At 61.1% G+C, this 20,545-nt stretch carries 18 protein-coding genes; 11 read left to right on the top strand and 7 right to left on the bottom strand.

Annotated features, from left to right (window positions below; all coding sequences use genetic code 11):
- The first annotated feature begins 69 nt into the window (after nucleotides 1–69).
- Both AB4O16_RS21750 and AB4O16_RS21755 read left to right on the top strand, forming a co-directional pair.
- Nucleotides 70–1,218, top strand: a complete 1,149-nt coding sequence (locus AB4O16_RS21750; RefSeq protein WP_160390244.1) for a pyridoxal phosphate-dependent aminotransferase — start codon at nucleotides 70–72, stop codon at nucleotides 1,216–1,218.
- Nucleotides 1,206–1,997, top strand: a complete 792-nt coding sequence (locus tag AB4O16_RS21755) for an amidohydrolase (RefSeq protein WP_460155773.1) — start codon at nucleotides 1,206–1,208, stop codon at nucleotides 1,995–1,997. The genes AB4O16_RS21750 and AB4O16_RS21755 overlap by 13 nt, the downstream gene beginning before the upstream one ends.
- 217 nt (nucleotides 1,998–2,214) lie before the next feature.
- Here the strand turns inward: AB4O16_RS21755 and leuA are convergent, their stop codons facing one another.
- The 3 genes from leuA to xseA form a co-directional block, all read right to left on the bottom strand.
- A complete protein-coding gene (gene leuA, locus AB4O16_RS21760) occupies nucleotides 2,215–3,894 on the bottom strand; it encodes a 2-isopropylmalate synthase (RefSeq protein WP_160390242.1) in 1,680 nt (559 codons plus the stop codon).
- Between the two features lie 401 nt (nucleotides 3,895–4,295).
- Nucleotides 4,296–5,117 carry a peptidoglycan DD-metalloendopeptidase family protein gene (locus tag AB4O16_RS21765; RefSeq protein WP_460155774.1) on the bottom strand — a complete coding sequence of 274 codons (822 nt, stop codon included), beginning with the start codon at nucleotides 5,115–5,117 and terminating at the stop codon, nucleotides 4,296–4,298.
- Between the two features lie 3 nt (nucleotides 5,118–5,120).
- Nucleotides 5,121–6,500, bottom strand: a complete 1,380-nt coding sequence (xseA, locus tag AB4O16_RS21770) for an exodeoxyribonuclease VII large subunit (protein ID WP_160390240.1) — start codon at nucleotides 6,498–6,500, stop codon at nucleotides 5,121–5,123.
- 196 nt (nucleotides 6,501–6,696) lie between these two features.
- On the opposite strand from xseA, the gene AB4O16_RS21775 reads away from it, so the two are divergent.
- Nucleotides 6,697–7,464: a sulfite exporter TauE/SafE family protein gene (locus AB4O16_RS21775; RefSeq protein WP_460155775.1), complete on the top strand. Its 768-nt coding sequence runs from the start codon at nucleotides 6,697–6,699 to the stop codon at nucleotides 7,462–7,464.
- A gap of 114 nt (nucleotides 7,465–7,578) precedes the next feature.
- Here AB4O16_RS21775 and AB4O16_RS21780 read toward each other — a convergent pair whose 3' ends face one another.
- From AB4O16_RS21780 to AB4O16_RS21790, 3 genes are read right to left on the bottom strand one after another with little or no spacing between them, the layout of a single operon-like run.
- A complete protein-coding gene (locus tag AB4O16_RS21780; RefSeq protein ID WP_460155776.1) occupies nucleotides 7,579–7,986 on the bottom strand; it encodes a DNA polymerase III subunit chi in 408 nt (135 codons plus the stop codon).
- An 8-nt stretch (nucleotides 7,987–7,994) separates the two neighbouring features.
- The gene (locus AB4O16_RS21785) at nucleotides 7,995–8,423 is read right to left on the bottom strand and encodes a DNA polymerase III subunit chi (protein ID WP_160390237.1); all 429 of its coding nucleotides are present in this window, start codon (nucleotides 8,421–8,423) and stop codon (nucleotides 7,995–7,997) included.
- 60 nt (nucleotides 8,424–8,483) lie between these two features.
- A complete protein-coding gene (locus AB4O16_RS21790) occupies nucleotides 8,484–9,974 on the bottom strand; it encodes a leucyl aminopeptidase (RefSeq protein WP_160390255.1) in 1,491 nt (496 codons plus the stop codon).
- A 404-nt stretch (nucleotides 9,975–10,378) separates the two neighbouring features.
- On the opposite strand from AB4O16_RS21790, the gene lptF reads away from it, so the two are divergent.
- The 8 genes from lptF (at nucleotide 10,379) to pdxJ (ending at nucleotide 18,802) form a co-directional block, all read left to right on the top strand.
- On the top strand, nucleotides 10,379–11,497 hold the full coding sequence (lptF, locus tag AB4O16_RS21795) for an LPS export ABC transporter permease LptF (RefSeq protein WP_160390236.1): 1,119 nt from the start codon (nucleotides 10,379–10,381) through the stop codon (nucleotides 11,495–11,497).
- Complete coding sequence (gene lptG / locus AB4O16_RS21800; protein ID WP_460155777.1) at nucleotides 11,490–12,551, top strand: LPS export ABC transporter permease LptG; 1,062 nt, start codon at nucleotides 11,490–11,492, stop codon at nucleotides 12,549–12,551. The genes lptF and lptG overlap by 8 nt, the downstream gene beginning before the upstream one ends.
- Before the next feature lie 171 nt (nucleotides 12,552–12,722).
- A complete protein-coding gene (gene lepA, locus AB4O16_RS21805) occupies nucleotides 12,723–14,522 on the top strand; it encodes a translation elongation factor 4 (RefSeq protein WP_160390234.1) in 1,800 nt (599 codons plus the stop codon).
- 5 nt (nucleotides 14,523–14,527) lie between these two features.
- The gene (lepB, locus tag AB4O16_RS21810; protein WP_460155778.1) at nucleotides 14,528–15,382 is read left to right on the top strand and encodes a signal peptidase I; all 855 of its coding nucleotides are present in this window, start codon (nucleotides 14,528–14,530) and stop codon (nucleotides 15,380–15,382) included.
- Between the two features lie 185 nt (nucleotides 15,383–15,567).
- Nucleotides 15,568–16,257, top strand: a complete 690-nt coding sequence (rnc, locus tag AB4O16_RS21815) for a ribonuclease III (protein WP_008053221.1) — start codon at nucleotides 15,568–15,570, stop codon at nucleotides 16,255–16,257.
- Complete coding sequence (gene era, locus AB4O16_RS21820; protein WP_093214366.1) at nucleotides 16,250–17,152, top strand: GTPase Era; 903 nt, start codon at nucleotides 16,250–16,252, stop codon at nucleotides 17,150–17,152. Before rnc ends, era begins: the two co-directional genes overlap by 8 nt.
- A gap of 169 nt (nucleotides 17,153–17,321) precedes the next feature.
- A complete protein-coding gene (gene recO / locus AB4O16_RS21825; RefSeq protein ID WP_160390231.1) occupies nucleotides 17,322–18,005 on the top strand; it encodes a DNA repair protein RecO in 684 nt (227 codons plus the stop codon).
- Between the two features lie 50 nt (nucleotides 18,006–18,055).
- Entirely contained in the window at nucleotides 18,056–18,802 is a 747-nt protein-coding gene (pdxJ, locus tag AB4O16_RS21830) for a pyridoxine 5'-phosphate synthase (RefSeq protein ID WP_460155779.1), read from the top strand.
- A 124-nt stretch (nucleotides 18,803–18,926) separates the two neighbouring features.
- On the opposite strand, the gene mltF is transcribed toward pdxJ, so the two are convergent.
- Entirely contained in the window at nucleotides 18,927–20,387 is a 1,461-nt protein-coding gene (gene mltF, locus AB4O16_RS21835; RefSeq protein ID WP_460155780.1) for a membrane-bound lytic murein transglycosylase MltF, read from the bottom strand.
- Between the last annotated feature and the right edge of the window lie 158 nt (nucleotides 20,388–20,545).

A 20,545-nucleotide genomic window follows, 5' to 3' on the forward strand; every position in this document is an offset into this window, starting at 1 on the left:
GCTCCGTTTGGGCTATTCTCGGACTCCCCCGCGCCGCCGTAGAGCCGGGTGTAGAGCAGGGAACCACCGATGATCACCAGCAAGCTGCCGAATGTCGGCATCACTATCTTCACGCAGATGTCTCAGCTCGCGGCACAGACCGGCGCGCTCAATCTGTCCCAGGGTTTTCCCGATTTCGCGGCCCCGCAGGCCCTGTGCGATGCGGTCGGCCGGCATATCGCCAGCGGCCATAACCAATATTCGCCAATGACCGGCCTGCCGGTGTTGCGTCAGCAGATTGCGCTGAAGATCGCCCGCAGCTATGGCGTGCAGGTGGATGTGGATACCGAGGTGACGGTCACCCCCGGCGCGACCGAGGCGATTTTCTGTGCCATTCAGGCGGTTATCCACAGCGGTGACGAAGTCATCGTGTTTGACCCGGCCTACGACAGCTACGAGCCCTCGGTAGAGCTGGCCGGCGGTCGTTGCGTGCATGTGCAACTGGGCCTGAACGACTTCAGTATCGACTTCGAGAAGCTTGCCCAGGCACTCAGCCCGCGCACGCGGATGATCATTATCAACACCCCGCACAACCCCAGTGGTGCGCTGATCAGCCGTGCCGAGCTCGACCAGTTGGCGGCCTTGATCCGTGATCGCGACATCTATGTGATCAGCGACGAAGTCTACGAACACCTGGTGTATGACGGCGTGCCCCACGTCAGCGTGCTGGCGCATGAGGAGCTGTATCAGCGTGCATTCGTGGTCAGCTCGTTCGGCAAGACCTACCACGTCACCGGCTGGAAAACCGGCTACGTGGTCGCGCCACCGGCCCTGACGGCGGAATTGCGCAAGGTGCACCAGTACGTCAATTTCTGCGGTGTAACACCGCTGCAATATGCCTTGGCCGATTTCATGGCCGAGCACCCTGAGCACGTCGAAGAGCTGCCGGCTTTCTATCAGGCCAAGCGCGACCTGTTCTGCGATCTGCTGGCGCCGTCGCGTTTCAGCTTCACCCGGGTGACCGGCACCTATTTCCAGTTGGTCGATTACTCGCAGATCCGCCCGGACCTCAACGATGTCGAGATGGCCCTGTGGATGACTCGCGAACATGGCGTGGCCAGTATCCCGATCTCGGTGTTCTACCAGACGCCGCCCGAAGGCCAGCGTCTGGTGCGGCTGTGTTTTGCCAAGCGTGAGGAGACCCTGCGTGAAGCAGCGGAAAAGCTATGCGTGATCTGAGTGCATTGCCCAATCTGGATGTGGCGCTGATCCAGACCACGCTGGCCTGGCACGACCGTCAGGCCAATCTGGAGCATTTCGAGTCGTTGCTGGAGCAGGCTCGCGGCGCCGACCTGATCATTCTGCCGGAAATGTTCACCACCGGTTTTTCCATGGAGTCCGAGTCCCTCGCCGAAGCGGAAAACGGTCCCACCAGCAAATGGCTACGGGCTCAGGCTTCGAGGCTTGATGCGGTGATTACCGGGAGTGTGATCGTCCAGGCCGCCGACGGCAGTCATCGTAATCGCCTGCTGTGGGCGCGCCCGGATGGCGAGGTGCTGCACTACGACAAGCGTCACCTGTTCCGCATGGCCGGTGAGCATAACCACTACACCCCCGGCGAACGCCAGGTGCAGTTCGAGCTCAAGGGCTGGCGTGTACGGCCGCTGATTTGCTACGACTTGCGCTTCCCGGTGTGGAGTCGCGACGCTCAGGACACTGACCTGCTGTTGTACACGGCGAACTGGCCGGGTGCACGACGCCAGCACTGGAACCGTTTGCTGCCTGCGCGGGCGATCGAGAACCTGTGTTATGTGGCAGCGGTCAATCGCATCGGGACTGATGGTAAGGGCTTTGCCTATACCGGTGACAGCCAGGTGCTGGATTTCCAGGGTGAGACGCTGCTCAGTGCGGGCGAGGCTGACGGGGTGTTCAAGGTGGTGCTGGATGCGGCAGAGCTGGCGGCGTATCGCACCAGATTTCCGGCGAATCTGGATGCTGACACTTTCGAGTTCACCTAGTATTTTCGGCACCTGACAGGGCCTCTTCGCGGGCAAGTCGGATCGCCGCACCGCCGCTCCCACAGGGTATGTGGGTGTACACAAAATTTGTGTTCGCAACGGTCAACTGTGGGAGCGGGCTTGCCCGCGAAGGGGCCGGTTCAGACAACATAAAACAAGCAGGCAAAAAAAGGCCCCGAGGTTCACACCCCGGGGCCTTTTGCATTTCAGCGGTGGTTTACGCCGCTTTGGCTTCCGGCTGGCTCAACGAACGGTTCAGCGCACTGAACAGGGCCTTGAAGCTGGCGGTGGTGATGTTTTCGTCGATGCCGACGCCATGCACCGCACGTTCACCGTTCACGCGCAGTTCAATGTAGGCCGCGGCCTTGGCATTGGTGCCCGCGCCGATGGCGTGTTCGTTGTAGTCCATGATTTCCACCGGAATCGGCAGGCCGGCCACCAGCGCTTCGAGGGCGCCGTTGCCTTTGCCGCGCCAGTGCAGGTTGGTCTCGCCCTGGCCTTTGCTGGCCACTTCCACTTCGACGGCGCTGTGACCGTTTTCTTCCTGCAGGCGATGGCTGACCAGCGCGTACGGGGTGTTGGCCTGCAAGTACTCACTGTGCAGCAGTGCGTGGATTTGCTGGGCGGTCATTTCCAGGCCGAGGCGGTCGGTCTCACGCTGCACGACCTGGCTGAATTCGATCTGCATGCGACGCGGCAGGCTGATGCCGTATTCCTGTTCCAGGAGATAGGCGATACCACCCTTGCCCGACTGGCTGTTGACGCGGATGACCGCCTCGTAGCTGCGGCCGATGTCGGCCGGGTCGATCGGCAGGTATGGCACTTCCCACAATGCATCGGATTTCTGCTGGGCGAAGCCCTTGCGGATCGCATCCTGGTGCGAGCCGGAGAACGCGGTGTGCACCAGGTCGCCGACGTATGGGTGGCGTGGGTGCACCTGGATCTGGTTGCACTCTTCGACGACTTTGCGCACGCCGTCGATGTCGGAGAAGTCCAGCTCAGGGTGCACGCCCTGGGTGTAGAGGTTCAACGCCACGGTCACGAGGTCGACGTTACCGGTACGCTCGCCGTTGCCGAACAGGCAGCCTTCGACACGGTCGGCGCCGGCCATCAGGCCCAATTCGGTGGCAGCTACGCCGGTGCCACGGTCGTTGTGGGTGTGGAGGCTGATGATCACGCTGTCACGACGGTTGATGTGACGGCCGAACCATTCGATCTGGTCGGCGTAGATGTTCGGGGTCGCGCATTCAACGGTGGCCGGCAGGTTGAGGATCATCTTGTGCTCGGGCGTCGGGTTCCAGACCTCGATCACCGCGTCGCAGACTTCCTTGGCGAACTCAAGCTCGGTGGCGCTGAAGGTTTCCGGCGAGTATTCGAAGGTCCACTCGGTGTCCGGCTGCATGGCGGCGTATTTGACGAACAGCTTGGCGGCGTTCACGGCGATGGCCTTGATCCCGTCCTTGTCCTGGTTGAAGACGATACGGCGGAAGGAAGGGGAGGTCGCGTTATACAGGTGAACGATGGCTTTCTTCGCACCGCGCAAGGATTCGAAGGTGCGCTCGATCAGGTCTTCACGGCCCTGGGTCAGCACCTGGATGGTGGTGTCGTCCGGGATGTGGTTGCCTTCGATCAGGGTACGGACGAAGTCGAAGTCGGTTTGCGAGGCGGCCGGGAACGACGCTTCGATTTCCTTCACGCCGACCTGCACCAGGGTTTTCCAGAAGCGCAGCTTCTTTACGGCGTCCATCGGCTCGATCAGCGACTGGTTGCCGTCGCGCAGGTCGGAACTGCACCAGATTGGCGCGGCAGTGATGGTTTTCGATGGCCAGGTGCGGTCCGGAATGTCGATGGTCGGGAACGCGCGGTATTTCGAAGACGGGTCTTTGAGCATGCTCATCGGGAAATCCTTATTGTGTGGGCCGAAAAAAGGCGGCCTGCCGGTGGATCAAAAGTTCTTGGGGAAACGCTTGGGACGAGGCACCACGATTCAGCCCGGCAGTCGTGCGCTGACGAGGCACAGGCTGCGGTGCTGGCGGAGCTGAATGAGGGTGTGAAAGGTTTTCATGCCTTCAACCCTAACCGCGAGGGGGGAGGTTGGCAAGCAGTCGAAAAAAATTGAGAGGAATACTCGTGAGCGGGTGTTTATCGAGATTTTATTGCTTAAAATGGTTGCGATGATCATGTTGTTTGCGCGAGGTTCGAGCGGCGCGCAATTGAAGAAAGCAGCTCCCACAGGTACAGCGCGATCCCTGTGGGAGCGGGCTTGCCCGCGAAGGGGCCAGAAGCCTCAGCGAAAATTCAGGGTTGAAACGCACCAATGAAGATAGCCGGATCGACCCGTGCATCATTCAGGCTGACATTCCAGTGCATGTGCGGTCCGGTCGCGCGGCCGGTTGCACCGACTTTACCGACCACCCCGCCACGGGCCAGTTGCTGGCCGACTGTCACGTCGATTTTCGACATGTGACAGAACATGCTGATGAAGCCCTGCCCGTGGTCGACGAACACCGTGTTGCCATTGAAGAAGTAGTTGCCGATCAGGATCACCTTGCCGGCGGCCGGGGTCTTGATTGGCGTGCCGCCGGGCACAGCGAAGTCCAGGCCTGAGTGGGGATTGCGCTCTTCACCGTTGAAAAAGCGCCGCACGCCGAACTTGCTCGACAGCGGCCCGTTCACCGGTTTGTCCAGCAGCAGATTGCTCGGGGTGTTGGGGCTGAACGTGCGGTAAGCGGCAATCTGCTCGGCCAGTTCACGCTCGATTCGCTTGAGGTTTTCCGGGTCCGGATTGACCTGTTGGGTGTTCTTCAGGGTGATGCGCTGTTCCGGGTATTTCTTGTTGCCAACCGTAAAATTCAGATGACGGCCGCCGCTGTTGATCGATTGGGTCCCCGGCTTGACCGTCAGCGGCACACCGACGATGGCCAGCCAGTTGTTCTGTTCCTTCACGACCAGCACGGGTTTGCCTTGATAGGTGGCCTTTGGCGCCTGGGCGGATGCACCCAGGTCCAACACCGCAACGCCGCCCGGCACCGGTTTGTTCAACAGGCGGGTGATGTAGCTGTCGGCGTGGGCGTTGAGGGTCAGGCACAGCAACAGCAGCGGAGCGAGAAAACGCGGCATGGATCAATCCAGTAAAGAAAGGGTGACAGGCGTCAGGTGATTGTCTTCGACCCGCACTTGCAGTTCGCCTTCGCCGAGTTTGGCTTTCAGGCGCTGGCCGGTATGGGTTTGCGCGGCGTTGCGGATCGCGTTGCCGCGCTCGTCCAGCAAAATGCTGTAGCCACGGCCGAGGGTCGCCAGCGGGCTGACCACATGCAGGGTCTGCATCTGGCTGTGCAATTGCAGGCGGCGGTTCTTCAGCCCTTCGCGGATGGCGCGTGGCAGGCGTTCGGCCAGGCTGTCGAGGCGCTGGCGCAGCATTGCCAGTTGCCGGCCCGGATGTTGTCCGGCCAAACGGGTTTCCAGGCGGATCAAGCGTTCGCGACGGGTGTTGAGGCTGCGCTCGAACGCGCGGCGCATGCGCATGTCCAGGTCATCCAGGCGTTGCGCTTGCTGGCGCAGGCGCTCGCCGGGGTGACGCAGGCGTCGGGAAATGCCTTCCAGGCGCAGGCGGTCGCGCATCAGGCGGTCACGCATGCGCATCACCAGCCGGCGGTGCAGGCTTTCGACCCGGCGCACCAGATCGCTGGAGTCCGGTGCCAGTAATTCAGCGGCAGCGGAAGGGGTGGGGGCACGAACGTCGGCCACGAAGTCACTGATCGACACGTCGGTTTCGTGGCCGACGGCGCTGACAATCGGCGTCACGCAAGCGTCCACGGCACGGGCCACGGCTTCTTCGTTGAAGCACCAGAGGTCTTCCAGTGAGCCGCCGCCCCGGGCCAGGATCAGTGCGTCGAAACCGCGGGCATCCGCCAGTTTCAGGGCGCGGACAATCTGCGCGGTGGCTTCGCGGCCCTGCACGGCCGTAGGGATCAACGTCAGTTGTATTTGCGGTGCACGGCGACGGAACACGCTGATGATGTCGCGGATCACCGCCCCGGTAGGCGAGCTGATGATGCCGATGCGCTGCGGATGCGCCGGCAGCGGCACCTTGCGCTCGGCACTGAACAGGCCTTCGGCGCTGAGCTTTTCCTTGAGTGCATCGAAGGCCAGGCGCAGTGCACCATCGCCGGCCGGCTCCACGGTGTCGAGGATCAGTTGGTAATCACCGCGCCCTTCGAACAGCGAGACCTTGCCGCGCACCTTGACCGCGAGACCGTCCTTCAGTGCCTGGCGAACCCGTGCCGCGTTCTGGCGGAACAGTGCGCAACGCACCTGGGCGCCGCTGTCCTTGAGGGTGAAGTACACATGGCCCGACGCCGGGCGGGCGAGGTTGGAGATTTCGCCTTCGACCCAGATGTTGCTGAACACGTCTTCGAGCAACACCCGCGCGCGGCCGTTGAGCTGGCTGACGGTCAGGACTTCGCGGTCCAGGCCGAGTCTTGCAAAGGGATCTTTAATCATGGGGCGCAGTTTAAAGGCATTTGCCCGGCAATCTCCATGACTGCTCACAAATCCATTGAGGAGACCCCTGTGGGAGCGAGCTTGCTCGCGATGGGGGCCGCAAATTCAGCATTGATTCACCAGACAGATCGCCATCGCGAGCAAGCTCGCTCCCACAGGGGTAAAGTCGTGGCGCATGTTTATGGAAGATAGGGAAATGGATGTGATTGAGTTATTCAACCAATGGCCTTTCGGCCCGCTGGACTGGCTGGTCATCGGCGCGGGCATCGCCCTGGCCTACATCGTGTTCGGCATCGCCGGTTTCGGCACCGCGCTGGTGGCGGGGCCGATTCTGATTCTGTTCATGCCGTTGTCGAAGATCGTGCCGTTGCTGGTGCTGCTCGATTTTGTCGCGGCATTCGGCAATCTGCTGCCTTCGCGGCGCGATGTCGCCAGGCCGGAGTTGTTGCGGTTACTGCCCTGCATGGCGGTGGGATGCACGCTGGGGGTGATTTTCCTGCTGAACCTCAAGTCCGATCTGTTACTGCTGTTGATGGGGTTGTTTATCAGCGCCTATGCGATCTACAGCCTGTGGATAAAAGCGCGTCCGGCGCAGTTGTCCGCCGCTTGGGCATTGCCCATGGGGACTGTGGGTGGAATGTTTGGCGCGTTGTTTGGCAGCGGCGGCTTTCTTTATGCGATCTATCTGAACAGCCGTTTGCCTAAAGAGGCGGCTCGCGCGACCCAAAGTGCGTTGATCAGCTGCAGTACGATAGTGCGTCTTAGCCTGTTTGCAATCGCCGGGGTGTATGCCGATTTGCCGCTGCTGGTGCTGGCGGTTTGTCTGCTGCCGGCCATGGCGCTGGGGTTGTGGGCGGGACGCAGGTTGACCATGCGCTTGTCCCGCGAAGCGTTCGTGCGGCTGGTGACGTGGCTGGTGCTGGTGAGCGGAATTGCGTTGATCGGGCGTTACTTGAGTACCTGAAGAAACGGGTTCCGCTCTCTGTAGGAGCCCGGCTTGCCGGCGATAGCGTCCTTGAGGGCGTCATCGCCGGCAAGCCGGGCTCCTACAAAAAATGGTTCGTGTACAGGCTGGGGTTCAGTCGTTGTACTGGCTCAACAACCGCTCAAGGCGTGCACTGAGGCGGCGTTTGATTTCGGTCTCGATGTGCGGGGCGAAATCGTCGATCACGTCTTGCATGATCAACTGCGCGGCGGCGCGCAGTTCGCTGTCCAGGTGCAACAGGTCATCCGGGTTCTTGCTCGCCACTGGCGCCGGCGCCGCAGCGGGGGCAGGTTCAGCGAAGGGGGCAGGGGTTGCTGGCGCGGCGGGCGGGATGGGCTCGCTCACGGCGTCGAACAGCATGGGAATCTGTTCCTGGTCGCCGTCCTCGACCGTGTCGGTCAGCAGGGGCGGTTGCAGGTTGTCATCGCCGAGCAATTGGCGGATCGACTCAAGGTCGTCCAGCAGGTGCGCGGACTGTTGCAGCGGTTTTGGAGTGTCCATTGGCAGGCTCAGAGTCGCTGTAAACGGTGATCTTGCAGAGGATAGCCCTGTTCGCGGTAGAAACGGAAACTCTCCCGCGCGGCCTGGCGAATCGTCGGGTCTTCCACCACCACTTCCGCCACCCGGGCGAACTTGTTGGCGAAGGCCGGGACCTTCAAGTCGAGATTGACCAGCAGGTCCTGATGCTGACCGCAGTCATCGCCCACCCCCAGGACAATCAGACCGTCCGGTTCGCTGTCGGCAGGGCCGTGGGGCACGAAGCTTTCGCCCTTGAATGCCCACAGTCGCGCATCGAGATCGTCACGTTGGGCCGCGTCGCTGCAATGCAGGTAGACGCGGTGCCCCATGCGCCAGGCTTTTTCGGTGAGCTTGCAGGCGAAATCCAGGCGTGCCGAGGGATCGGCGCTGGGCAGAATGTAGAAGTCGACTTTGGTCATTACGGTTCCTTGACCCTTGGCGGCGCGGCCTGAAAGCCGCGCCGCCAGGAATCATCGGTTTCAGGCCTTGGCGCGGTCCAGCAGGTACTGGGTCAGCAGGGGAACCGGACGGCCAGTGGCGCCCTTGTCCTTGCCGCCGCTGGTCCAGGCGGTGCCGGCGATGTCCAGGTGCGCCCAGTTGAGGTTCTTGGTGAAGCGCGACAGGAAGCAGGCAGCGGTGATGGTGCCGGCTTTCGGCCCGCCAATGTTGGCGATGTCGGCGAACGGGCTGTCCAGCTGTTCCTGATATTCATCGAACAGCGGCAGTTGCCAGGCGCGGTCGTCGGCGGCCTTGCCGGCGCTCAACAGTTGGCCGATCAGTTCGTCGTTGTTGCCCAGCAGGCCCGAAGTGTGGGAGCCCAGGGCGACTACGCAGGCGCCGGTCAGGGTCGCGATGTCGATGACCGCTTGCGGCTTGAAACGCTCGGAGTAGGTCAGGGCATCGCACAGCACCAGGCGGCCTTCGGCGTCGGTGTTGAGGATCTCTACGGTCTGGCCGCTCATGGTGGTGACGATGTCGCCTGGACGCGAAGCGTTGCCGCTCGGCATGTTCTCGGCGCAGGCCAGGATGCACACCAGGTTGATCGGCAGCTTCAGTTCCAGCACGGCACGCAGGGTGCCGAACACGCTGGCGGCGCCGCCCATGTCGTACTTCATTTCATCCATGCCGGCACCCGGCTTGAGGCTGATGCCGCCGGTGTCGAAGGTGATGCCTTTGCCGACCAGCGCGTATGGCTTCTCGGATTTCTTGCCGCCGTTGTATTGCATGACGATCAGGCGCGGTGGCTGGGCGCTGCCCTGGCCGACGGCGTAGAACGAACCCATGCCCAGTGCCTTGATCTTCTTCTCGTCGAGGACTTCGACTTTCAGATCCTTGAACTCTTTGCCCAGGTCTTTGGCCTGTTCACCGAGGAAAGTCGGGTGGCAGATGTTCGGCGGCAGGTTGCCCAGGTTACGGGTGAAGGCCATGCCGTTGGCGATCGCGGTGGCGTGGGTCACGGCGCGCTGCACTTCAGCCTGAGCGGCCTTGATGGTCAGCAGGGTGATCTTCTTCAGGGCGCGCGGTTCGGCTTTCTGGCTCTTGAACTGATCGAAGCTGTACTCGCCGTCCACCAGGGTTTCGGCCAGCAGGCGGGTCTTGCCATAGCTGTCGCGGCCTTTGACGACCACTTCATCCAGGGCCAGCACCGCATCGCTGCCGCCCAGGCCCTTGAGGGTATTGAGGATGCCGGCGATGATTTTACGGAACGGGCGGTCACCCAGTTCGTCGTCCTTGCCAACGCCCACCAGCAACACGCGCTCGGCCTTGAGGTTCGGCAGGCTGTGCAGCAACAGGCTCTGGCCGACCTTGCCGGCCAGGTCGCCGCGCTTGAGCACGGCGCTGATCGCGCCGCCGCTCAGTTCGTCGAGTTGCCTGGCGACGGCGCCGAGCTTGCGGCCTTCGCCGACGGAGACCACGAGAGTGGCGGTCTTCAACGTTTCCGGGTTGACGCTTTTTACAACCAGTTCCATGTCCGGGTCCCTGAATTGATGGTTATCACGCATGCGCCCGACACCTTATGTGCGTCGATTGCCTATAGAAAGAAAGGCGCCAGGATCGACCGGCGACAAAGGCCGCAGTTTGAACCTCGCTACCGGCGGCTGACAACCCTCGGTTGTACGATTGTGGGAGCAGCCGGTCGACGCTCGACTGCTCGCGAAGAACCCAAGAGTGACGCAGGGTGTCAGGCTCCCCGCGTTATCGTTGACGACCATCGCGAGCAGGCTCGCTCCTACAAGGGGGGATGCATTGCGCAGTGACAGGCGCACCCAATCACAGGATAATGCGCCATCTTTTTCGGCGGCTCTGCCTTGCGGGCTGTCTGATACGTTTGCTTGTTTGGCCGCCTTAGCCTGACAACCCTGGAGTGTCTGGTTTGATCGTCTTCCGTTATCTGTCCCGCGAAGTCCTGTTGACCCTGAGCGCCGTCAGCGCCGTGCTGCTGGTCATCATCATGAGCGGTCGCTTCATCAAATACCTCGCCCAGGCGGCGTCGGGCCTGCTGGATCCGGGCTCGCTGTTCCTGATCATGGGCTTTCGCCTGCCGGGCTTCCTCCAGCTGATCCTGCCGCTGGGGCTGTTTCTCGGGATCCTGTTGTCCTACGGGCGCCTGTATCTCGAAAGCGAAATGACCGTGCTTTCGGCCACCGGCATGAGCCAGCAGCGGTTGTTTTGCATGACGCTGTTCCCGGCCACCCTGGTTGCACTCGTGGTGGCGTGGTTGAGCCTGAGCCTGGCGCCACAGGGGGCCAATCAGTTTCAACTGCTGTTGAACAAGCAGGATGCCCTGACCGAATTCGATACCCTCGAGCCCGGCCGCTTCCAGTCCCTGCGTGACGGCACCCGGGTCACCTACACCGAGCGCATGTCGGATGACCGGGTCAATCTGGGCGGCGTGTTCATCTCGCAAAAGAACATCAGCTCCAACAACAAGGATCGCGGAATTTCCGTCCTGGTGGCGGAAAAGGGGCGTCAGGAAATTCGTCCGGACGGCAACCGCTACCTGATCCTGGATAACGGCTATCGCTATGACGGCAGTCCGGGCCAGGCCGACTACCGGGCGATCAAGTACGACGAGTACGGCGTGTTGCTGCCTAAACCCGAGGTCAGCGACGAAGTCACCGACCGTGACGCGATGCCGACCCGTTCGTTGTTCGGCAGTGAAGACGTTCGCGCGCGCGCCGAATTGCAATGGCGCATATCGCTGCCTCTGCTGGTATTCATCGTGACCCTGATGGCGGTGCCGCTGTCGCGGGTCAACCCGCGTCAGGGCCGATTCCTCAAATTACTGCCGGCGATTCTTCTTTATATGGCTTACCTGAGCATTCTGATTGCCGCCCGCGGCGCCCTCGATAAAGGCAAGATCCCCGCAGCGCTGGGCTTGTGGTGGGTGCACGGGATTTTCCTGGCCATTGGCCTGGGCTTGCTCTACTGGGAACCCTTGCGCTTGAAGATGGCGAGTCGCCGCAGCGCGCTGGAGGTGGCCCGTGGTTAAGCTCGATCGCTACATCGGTAGCAGCGTGTTCATGGCGATTCTGGCGGTGCTGGGGATCATTCTCGGCCTGGCGACACTGTTTGCCTTCATCGACGAGATGGGGGAAGTCAGCGATACCTACACCCTGGTCGATGTCCTCAGTTATGTGACGCTGACGGCGCCGCGCCGGATGTACGAGATGCTGCCGATGGCCGCGCTGATCGGTTGCCTGATCGGCCTGGGCAGTCTGGCCAGCAACAGTGAATTGACGATCATGCGCGCTGCCGGTGTGTCGATCGGCCGCATCGTCTGGGCGGTCATGAAGCCGATGCTGGTATTGATGCTGGCCGGCTTGCTGATCGGCGAGTACGTCGCTCCACCCGCTGAAACCGCCGCGCAGGCCAATCGCTCGCTGGCCCAGGGCAGCGGCGATGCACAAAGCGCCAGGCACGGTTTGTGGCACCGCCAGGGCGACGAGTTCATTCACGTCAACTCGGTGCAACCCAACGGCATCCTGTACGGCGTGACCCGTTACCGTTTCGACAACGAACGGCACATGCTCTCGGCAAGCTTCGCCAAGCGTGCCGAGTTCGACACCGATCACTGGCAGTTGACGGACGTCACCACCACGCTGTTCCACGAGCGCAGCACGGAAGTGGTTTCGACCCCGACCGAGCGTTGGGGCGTGGCATTGAGTCCGCAGTTGCTCAGCACTGTGGTCATGGTGCCGGAGTCGCTGTCGATCAGTGGTCTGTGGGGCTATATCCACTACCTGGCGGACCAGGGGTTGAGCAACAGCCGCTATTGGCTGGCATTTTGGGTCAAGTTGTTGCAACCGCTGGTGACTGCCGCCCTGGTGTTGATGGCGATTTCCTTCATCTTCGGTCCGCTGCGTTCGGTGACCCTGGGGCAGCGTGTGTTCACCGGCGTGCTGGTGGGCTTCACCTTCCGCATCGTGCAGGATCTGCTGGGCCCTTCGAGCCAGGTGTTCGGCTTCCCGCCGTTGCTTTCGGTGTTGGTGCCGGCAGGCGTTTGTGCCGTGGCCGGGCTCTGGCTGTTGCGTCGAGCAGGCTGATGACGGGCATTTTCCGGCCGCTTTGAGGATAAAAAACGCCCCTGTCGCAAGACCGGGGCGTTTTTGTAGGTGCCGTCTGACCTGCGAACGTGACGCTTGCACCGTGGATCAGGTACAATTCCCGGCTATTTTTCGGCGGGCTATGCCTGCAGCCTTTTTGAGTGTTGATCCGTGAGTGATTTGAGTCATATCCGCAATTTCTCCATCATCGCCCACATTGACCATGGCAAGTCGACGCTGGCCGATCGCTTCATCCAGATGTGTGGCGGCCTGGCCGAGCGCGAAATGGAAGCCCAGGTTCTGGATTCCATGGACCTCGAGCGCGAGCGCGGGATCACCATCAAGGCGCACAGCGTTACTCTGTATTACAAGGCCAAAGACGGCATCAACTACCAGTTGAACTTCATTGACACCCCCGGCCACGTTGACTTCACCTATGAGGTGAGCCGTTCGCTGGCTGCCTGTGAAGGCGCGCTGCTGGTGGTCGACGCCGGTCAAGGCGTTGAAGCGCAGTCGGTTGCCAACTGCTACACGGCGATCGAGCAGGGCCTGGAAGTGATGCCGGTGCTGAACAAGATCGACCTGCCACAGGCTGATCCGGACCGCGTCAAAGAAGAAATCGAAAAAATCATCGGCATCGATGCCACCGACGCGGTCGAGTGCTCGGCCAAGACCGGTCTGGGCGTCGACCAGGTGCTCGAGCGCCTGGTCGCCACCATTCCCGCGCCGACCGGCAACTATGAAGATCCGCTGCAAGCGTTGATCATCGACTCCTGGTTCGACAACTACCTGGGCGTTGTCTCCCTGGTTCGCGTGCGCCATGGCCGCGTGAAGAAGGGCGACAAGATCCTGGTCAAATCCACCGGCAAGATCCACCTGGTGGACAGCGTCGGTGTATTCAACCCGAAACACACCCCGACCGCCGACCTGAAGGCCGGTGAAGTGGGCTTCATCATCGCCAGCATCAAGGACATTCACGGCGCGCCAGTGGGCGACACCCTGACCTTGAGCTCGACGCCGGACGTCGACGTGCTGCCAGGCTTCAAGCGCATCCAGCCGCAGGTATACGCCGGCCTGTTCCCGGTCAGCTCCGACGATTTCGAAGACTTCCGCGAGGCGCTGCAAAAGCTCACCCTCAACGATTCGTCGCTGCAATACACGCCGGAAAGCTCCGACGCACTGGGCTTCGGCTTCCGTTGCGGCTTCCTCGGCATGCTGCACATGGAAATCATCCAGGAGCGCCTGGAGCGCGAGTACAACCTGGACCTGATCACCACGGCGCCGACGGTAATCTTCGAGTTGCTGCTAAAGTCCGGCGAGACGATCTACGTCGATAACCCGTCCAAGCTGCCGGACCTGTCTGCCATCGAGGACATGCGCGAGCCGATCGTGCGCGCCAACATTCTTGTGCCGCAGGAGCACCTGGGCAACGTCATTACCCTGTGCATCGAAAAACGCGGTGTACAGGTCGACATGCTGTTCCTCGGCTCCCAGGTACAAGTGACCTACGACTTGCCGATGAACGAGGTGGTGCTGGACTTCTTCGACCGTCTGAAATCCACCAGTCGCGGCTATGCTTCTCTGGACTACCATTTCGATCGTTACCAATCGGCCAGCCTGGTGAAACTGGACGTGCTGATCAACGGCGACAAGGTCGACGCCCTGGCGCTGATCGTGCACCGTGACAATTCGCACTACAAAGGTCGCCAGCTGACCGAGAAGATGAAGGAACTGATTCCGCGGCAGATGTTCGACGTGGCAATCCAGGCCGCCATTGGCGGGCAGATTGTGGCGCGGACAACCGTCAAGGCGCTCAGAAAGAACGTATTGGCCAAATGCTACGGTGGTGACGTCAGCCGTAAGAAAAAGCTGCTGGAAAAGCAAAAGGCCGGTAAGAAACGCATGAAGCAGGTCGGCAACGTGGAAATTCCACAGGAAGCCTTCCTTGCAGTGCTCAGGTTGGATAGTTAGGTCCTATGTCACTAAATTTCCCGCTGTTGCTGGTCATCGCCGTGTTTGTCTGCGGCCTGTTGGCGTTGCTCGATCTGTTGATCCTCGCTCCGCGCCGGCGTGCCGCCATCACCTCCTATCAGGGCAGCGTCAGCCAGCCTGACATGGTCGTGGTCGAGAAGCTGAACAAAGAACCGCTGCTGGTCGAATACGGCAAGTCGTTCTTTCCGGTGTTGTTCATCGTGCTGGTGCTGCGTTCGTTCCTGGTGGAACCGTTCCAGATTCCTTCCGGTTCGATGAAGCCAACCCTGGATGTCGGCGACTTCATCCTGGTGAGCAAGTTTTCCTACGGGATCCGCCTGCCGGTGATCGACAATAAAGTCATCGAAGTCGGTGATCCGCAGCGCGGCGATGTCATGGTGTTCCGCTACCCGAGCGATCCGAACGTCAACTACATCAAGCGTGTGGTCGGCCTGCCGGGCGACACGGTTCGCTACACCGCCGACAAGCGCCTGTTCGTCAACGGTCAGTCGATTGCCGAGCAACTGGTCGGCTCCGAGCCGGGTACGCTGGGCAGCGCCGAGCTCTACAAGGAAAAACTCGGTGCGGCCGAGCACATGATCCGCAAGGAAATGAGCCGCTACCGCGCCATGCCGGACCATTCGTGGACCGTGCCGGCCGGGCACTACTTCATGATGGGCGACAACCGCGACAATTCGAACGACAGTCGCTACTGGGATGATCCGAACATTCCCAAGGATCTGCTGGGCATGGTTCCCGACAAGAATATCGTCGGCAAGGCCTTCGCGGTCTGGATGAGCTGGCCGGAACCAAAACTCAGTCACCTGCCGAATTTCTCGCGGGTTGGCCTGATCAAGTAATCAAACACGGCGCTGTTGAACACAGCGCCGAATGCATTTCTGGAACCTGAAGAAGGTGACGGAAAAAGCATGAAGCCAATGATATTCAGGACGTTATTTTTGAACACAGCGTTAATTGTCCCAAGCCTGCGCCGCCTCATGGCGATGGCAGTGCAATCGAACCACGAACTCAGCGTGGGTAAACCGTGAGCGTCTCCTTAAGCCGTCTAGAGCGTCAGCTCGGCTACACCTTCAAGGATCAGGAACTGATGGTCCTGGCCCTGACTCACCGCAGTTTTGCCGGGCGTAACAACGAACGCCTGGAATTCCTCGGTGACGCCATCCTCAACTTCGTCGCCGGCGAGGCGCTGTTCGAGCGCTTCCCGCTGGCCCGCGAAGGCCAGTTGTCGCGTTTGCGCGCGCGCCTGGTGAAAGGTGAGACCCTGGCCGTACTGGCCCGTGGTTTCGATCTGGGCGAATACCTGCGCCTGGGTTCCGGTGAGCTGAAAAGCGGCGGTTTCCGTCGCGAGTCGATCCTGGCCGATGCCCTCGAAGCGCTGATCGGTGCGATCTACCTCGATGCCGGTATGGAAATGGCCCGCGAGCGTGTGCTGGCCTGGCTGGCCGGCGAGTTCGAAGGCCTGACGCTGGTCGACACCAACAAGGATCCGAAGACCCGCCTGCAGGAATTCCTGCAGTCCCGTGGTTGCGAGCTGCCGCGTTACGAAGTGGTGGATATCCAGGGTGAGCCGCATTGCCGGACGTTCTTCGTCGAATGCGAAATCATCTTACTGAACGAAAAAAGCCGAGGTCAGGGTGTGAGCCGTCGTATTGCCGAACAGGTAGCGGCCGCCGCAGCACTGATTGCCCTGGGTGTGGAGAATGGCAATGACTGATACAAACGCAACTCGCTGTGGCTATGTTGCCATCGTCGGCCGTCCGAACGTGGGCAAGTCCACGCTGCTGAACCACATCCTGGGTCAGAAGCTGGCGATCACCTCGCGCAAACCGCAAACCACCCGCCACAACATGCTCGGCATCAAGACCGAGGGCGATGTGCAGGCGATCTACGTCGACACCCCCGGCATGCACAAGGGTGGCGAGAAGGCCCTGAACCGCTACATGAACAAGACCGCTTCGGCGGCGTTGAAAGACGTCGACGTGGTGATCTTCGTGGTCGACCGCACCAAGTGGACCGACGAAGACCAGATGGTTCTCGAGCGCGTCCAGTACGTAACCGGCCCGCTGATCGTGGCGCTGAACAAGACCGACCGCATCGAAGACAAGGCCGAGCTGATGCCGCACCTGAGCTGGTTGCAGGAGCAGCTGCCGAATGCGCAGATCATCCCGATTTCCGCACAGCACGGGCACAACCTCGATGCACTGGAGCGCGTGATCGCCGAGCACCTGCCGGAAAACGATCACTTCTTCCCGGAAGACCAGATCACCGACCGCAGCAGCCGCTTCCTCGCCGCTGAACTGGTTCGCGAGAAAATCATGCGCCAGATGGGCGCCGAGCTGCCGTACCAGATCACCGTCGAGATCGAAGAGTTCAAGCAGCAGGGCAAGACCCTGCACATCCATGCCTTGATCCTCGTCGAGCGCGACGGCCAGAAGAAGATCATCATTGGCGACAAGGGCGAGCGCATCAAGCGCATCGGCACCGAGGCGCGCAAGGACATGGAGCTGCTGTTCGACTCCAAGATCATGCTCAACCTGTGGGTCAAGGTTAAGGGCGGCTGGTCCGATGACGAGCGTGCGTTGCGTTCGTTGGGTTATGGCGACTTGTAAACCCGATTGGCGTTGCACCGTAGAACCCTGTGGGAGCGGGCTTGCCCGCGATGAGGATGTAACATTCAATAGAGAGGTTGAATGTGAAGCCGCCATCGCGGGCAAGCCCGCTCCCACATTGGTTTCTGGTTGTCTGTAAACCTGCGTTCCATTGAGATCGGCGATTCCCATGTCCCAACCCATCCCCCAACCCGCCTACGTCCTGCACTCCCGCGCCTACCGCGAAACCAGTGCATTGGTGGACTTCCTTACGCCGCAAGGCCGGCTGCGGGCGGTGTTGCGCAGCGCGCGGGGCAAGGCCGGGACGTTGGCGCGGCCATTCGTGCCGCTGGAAGTGGAGTTTCGCGGCAAGGGCGAGTTGAAGAATGTCGGGCGCATGGAAAGTGCCGGGGTTTCCACCTGGCTCAATGGCGAGGCGTTGTTCAGTGGCCTTTACCTCAATGAACTGCTGATTCGCCTGTTGCCCGCTGAAGATCCGCTCCCCTCGGTGTTCGATCACTACGCCGCGACTTTGCTGGCGCTGGCTGAAGGTCGGCCGCTGGAGCCCTTGTTGCGCTCCTTCGAGTGGCGCTTGCTCGATGACCTCGGCTACGGTTTTTCCCTGACGGCTGATATTCATGATCAACCCATCGCTCCGGACGGACTCTACCGTTTGCAAGTGGATGCGGGGCTTGAACGTGTCTATCTGCTGCAACCGGGCCTGTTCAACGGTGCCGAACTGTTGGCCATGGCTGACGCCGACTGGTCCGCCCCCGGCGCTCTGTCTGCCGCCAAGCGCTTGATGCGTCAGGCGCTGGCCGTTCACTTGGGTGGCCGTCCACTTGTCAGTCGCGAGCTGTTTCGCAAGCCCTGATCACCCCGTATGCTGTGCACCGAACTTTCTCTTCTTCTGGAGCGTTTTCCGTGACCACCAGCACCCGTATTCTTCTTGGCGTGAACATCGACCACGTTGCCACATTGCGTCAGGCCCGGGGCACCCGTTACCCGGACCCGGTCAAGGCAGCACTGGACGCGGAAGAGGCGGGCGCTGACGGCATCACCGTGCACCTGCGCGAGGACCGTCGGCACATTCAGGAGCGCGACGTTCTGATACTCAAGGACGTGCTGCAAACCCGCATGAACTTCGAAATGGGCGTCACCGAAGAAATGATGCAGTTCGCCGAACGCATCCGCCCGGCGCATATTTGCCTGGTGCCGGAAACCCGTCAGGAGCTGACCACTGAAGGCGGCCTGGACGTGGCGGGGCAGGAAGCGCGGATCAAGGCGGCGGTCGAGCGCCTGTCGAAGATCGGCTGCGAAGTGTCGCTGTTCATCGATGCCGATGAGCGTCAGATCGAAGCTTCCCGTCGCGTTGGCGCACCGGCCATCGAGCTGCACACAGGGCGTTATGCCGATGCCGAGACGCCGACCGACGTCGCCGAAGAACTCAAGCGCGTGGCCGATGGCGTGGCGTTTGGTTTGGCCCAGGGCCTGATCGTCAATGCCGGCCATGGCCTGCACTATCACAACGTTGAAGCCGTGGCGGCGATCAAGGGCATCAACGAGCTGAACATCGGCCATGCGCTGGTGGCCCATGCGCTGTTCGTTGGCTTCAAGTCGGCGGTTTCGGAGATGAAGGCGCTGATTCTGGCGGCGGCCGCCAAGGCCTGAAGAACGACACAAAACCCTGTGGGAGCGAGCTTGCTCGCGATGAGGTCCTTTCAGTCAGCATAGGTGGTGACTGTCAGGCCGCTATCGCGAGCAAGCTCGCTCCCACAATGATTTTGGGTGGCAGTCAGAGCGGCGCAGGCTCCTGCGCCGGCTTGCTCTTGTCGATACCCGGAACCACCAGCTTGCCCTCGGCGACCTGATCGCCTTCAAGCTGCGGCTGCGTGACCCAGGTCAGGATGTCGTAGTAGCGACGGATGTTCGCCACGAAGTGCACCGGTTCGCCGCCACGGGCGTAGCCGTAACGGGTCTTGCTGTACCACTTCTTTTCCGACAGGCGCGGCAGGATCTTCTTCACATCCAGCCATTTGTCCGGGTTCAACCCTTCCTTGGCCGCCAGTTTGCGTGCGTCATCCAGGTGCCCGCTGCCGACGTTATAGGCCGCCAGGGCAAACCAGGTGCGGTCCGGTTCCTGGATCGAATCGTCCAGTTGTTCCTTCATGTAGGCCAGGTACTTGGCGCCGCCCATGATGCTCTGCTTGGGATCGAGGCGGTTGGACACGCCCATGGCCTGCGCGGTGTTCTGGGTCAGCATCATCAGGCCGCGCACACCGGTCTTGGAGGTGACGGCCGGTTGCCACAGCGATTCCTGGTAACCGACCGCCGCGAGCAGGCGCCAGTCGACTTTCTCTTTCTTGGCGTAGGCCTTGAAGTGCTGTTCGTACTTGGGCAGGCGTTGCTGCAAGTGCTGGGCAAAGGTGGTGGCGCCCATGTAGCCGAGGACGTCGACGTGCCCGTAGTAGCGGTCCTTGAGACGTTGCAGGGTGCCGTTTTTCTTGACCTTGTCGAGGTACTCGTTGATTTCGTTGAGCAGGCTGTTGTCTTCGCCCGGCGCAACGGCCCAGCTCTGGTTGCTGGCGTCACCGAGGTCGAAGGCGACCCGGATGTTGGTGAAGTACACCTGGTTCATTGCCACTTCGTTGGAGTCGACCAGAGTCAGGTCGATCTGGCCTTCGTCGACCATGCGCAGGAGATCGACGACCTCGACCGCGTCAGACTCTTCGTATTCGATGCCGGGAAATTTCTGTTTCAGCTGCGCCAGTTGTTCGGCGTGGGTGCTGCCCTTGAGCACCATGATCTTCTTGCCCACCAGATCCTTCGCGTCGGTCGGCCGTGACTGGCCGTTGCGGTAGATGACCTGCGGGGTGACTTCCAGGTAGGAGTGCGAGAAGCGCACCTGCTTCTTGCGTTCTTCGCTGCTGACCAGGCCGGCAGCCGCCAGCACCGGACCGTTGGGCTTGCCGACCTGGTTGAACAGGTCATCGAGGTTGTCGGCGGTCTCGATCTTGAGCTCGACCCCCAGATCGTCGGCGAAGCGCTTCACCAGCTCGTATTCGAAGCCGGTTTCACCGTTGCGATCCTGGAAGTAGGTGGCGGGGCTGTTTCGGGTGACCACCCGCAGCACACCATCCTCCTTTATGCGCTCGAGCGTGTTGGGTTCATCAACACAGCCACCGAGCATCAGGAAGAGTCCGGTTGCGATCAGCCATTTGGCGTACCGCGGACGCAAAGCCGTTGGGGAAAACATCTGCGCAGTATACGCAAAGGACCACGGGCGCCATATCTCGACAGCGAGGGGCTTGTCTGCTAGCGATCACAAAACCAGGCGAAACCCCGCAGGAATGGGCATTTCCTGCATTTTGTTACAGTAAAAATAAGCGTTCATCCAATCGCCGATTAACCTGA

It is taken from the genome of Pseudomonas sp. S2_H10 (assembly GCF_054668285.1).

Excerpts from the sequence above, each read along its gene's own strand:
- AB4O16_RS21750 (WP_160390244.1), top strand. The coding sequence starts at position 70 with ATGATCACCAGCAAGCTGCCGAATGTCGGCATCACTATCTTCACGCAG.
- AB4O16_RS21755 (WP_460155773.1), top strand. The coding sequence starts at position 1,206 with ATGCGTGATCTGAGTGCATTGCCCAATCTGGATGTGGCGCTGATCCAG.
- leuA (WP_160390242.1), bottom strand. The coding sequence starts at position 3,894 with ATGAGCATGCTCAAAGACCCGTCTTCGAAATACCGCGCGTTCCCGACC.
- AB4O16_RS21765 (WP_460155774.1), bottom strand. The coding sequence starts at position 5,117 with ATGCCGCGTTTTCTCGCTCCGCTGCTGTTGCTGTGCCTGACCCTCAAC.
- xseA (WP_160390240.1), bottom strand. The coding sequence starts at position 6,500 with ATGATTAAAGATCCCTTTGCAAGACTCGGCCTGGACCGCGAAGTCCTG.
- AB4O16_RS21775 (WP_460155775.1), top strand. The coding sequence starts at position 6,697 with ATGGATGTGATTGAGTTATTCAACCAATGGCCTTTCGGCCCGCTGGAC.
- AB4O16_RS21780 (WP_460155776.1), bottom strand. The coding sequence starts at position 7,986 with ATGGACACTCCAAAACCGCTGCAACAGTCCGCGCACCTGCTGGACGAC.
- AB4O16_RS21785 (WP_160390237.1), bottom strand. The coding sequence starts at position 8,423 with ATGACCAAAGTCGACTTCTACATTCTGCCCAGCGCCGATCCCTCGGCA.
- AB4O16_RS21790 (WP_160390255.1), bottom strand. The coding sequence starts at position 9,974 with ATGGAACTGGTTGTAAAAAGCGTCAACCCGGAAACGTTGAAGACCGCC.
- lepB (WP_460155778.1), top strand. The coding sequence starts at position 14,528 with ATGTCACTAAATTTCCCGCTGTTGCTGGTCATCGCCGTGTTTGTCTGC.
- era (WP_093214366.1), top strand. The coding sequence starts at position 16,250 with ATGACTGATACAAACGCAACTCGCTGTGGCTATGTTGCCATCGTCGGC.
- recO (WP_160390231.1), top strand. The coding sequence starts at position 17,322 with ATGTCCCAACCCATCCCCCAACCCGCCTACGTCCTGCACTCCCGCGCC.
- mltF (WP_460155780.1), bottom strand. The coding sequence starts at position 20,387 with ATGTTTTCCCCAACGGCTTTGCGTCCGCGGTACGCCAAATGGCTGATC.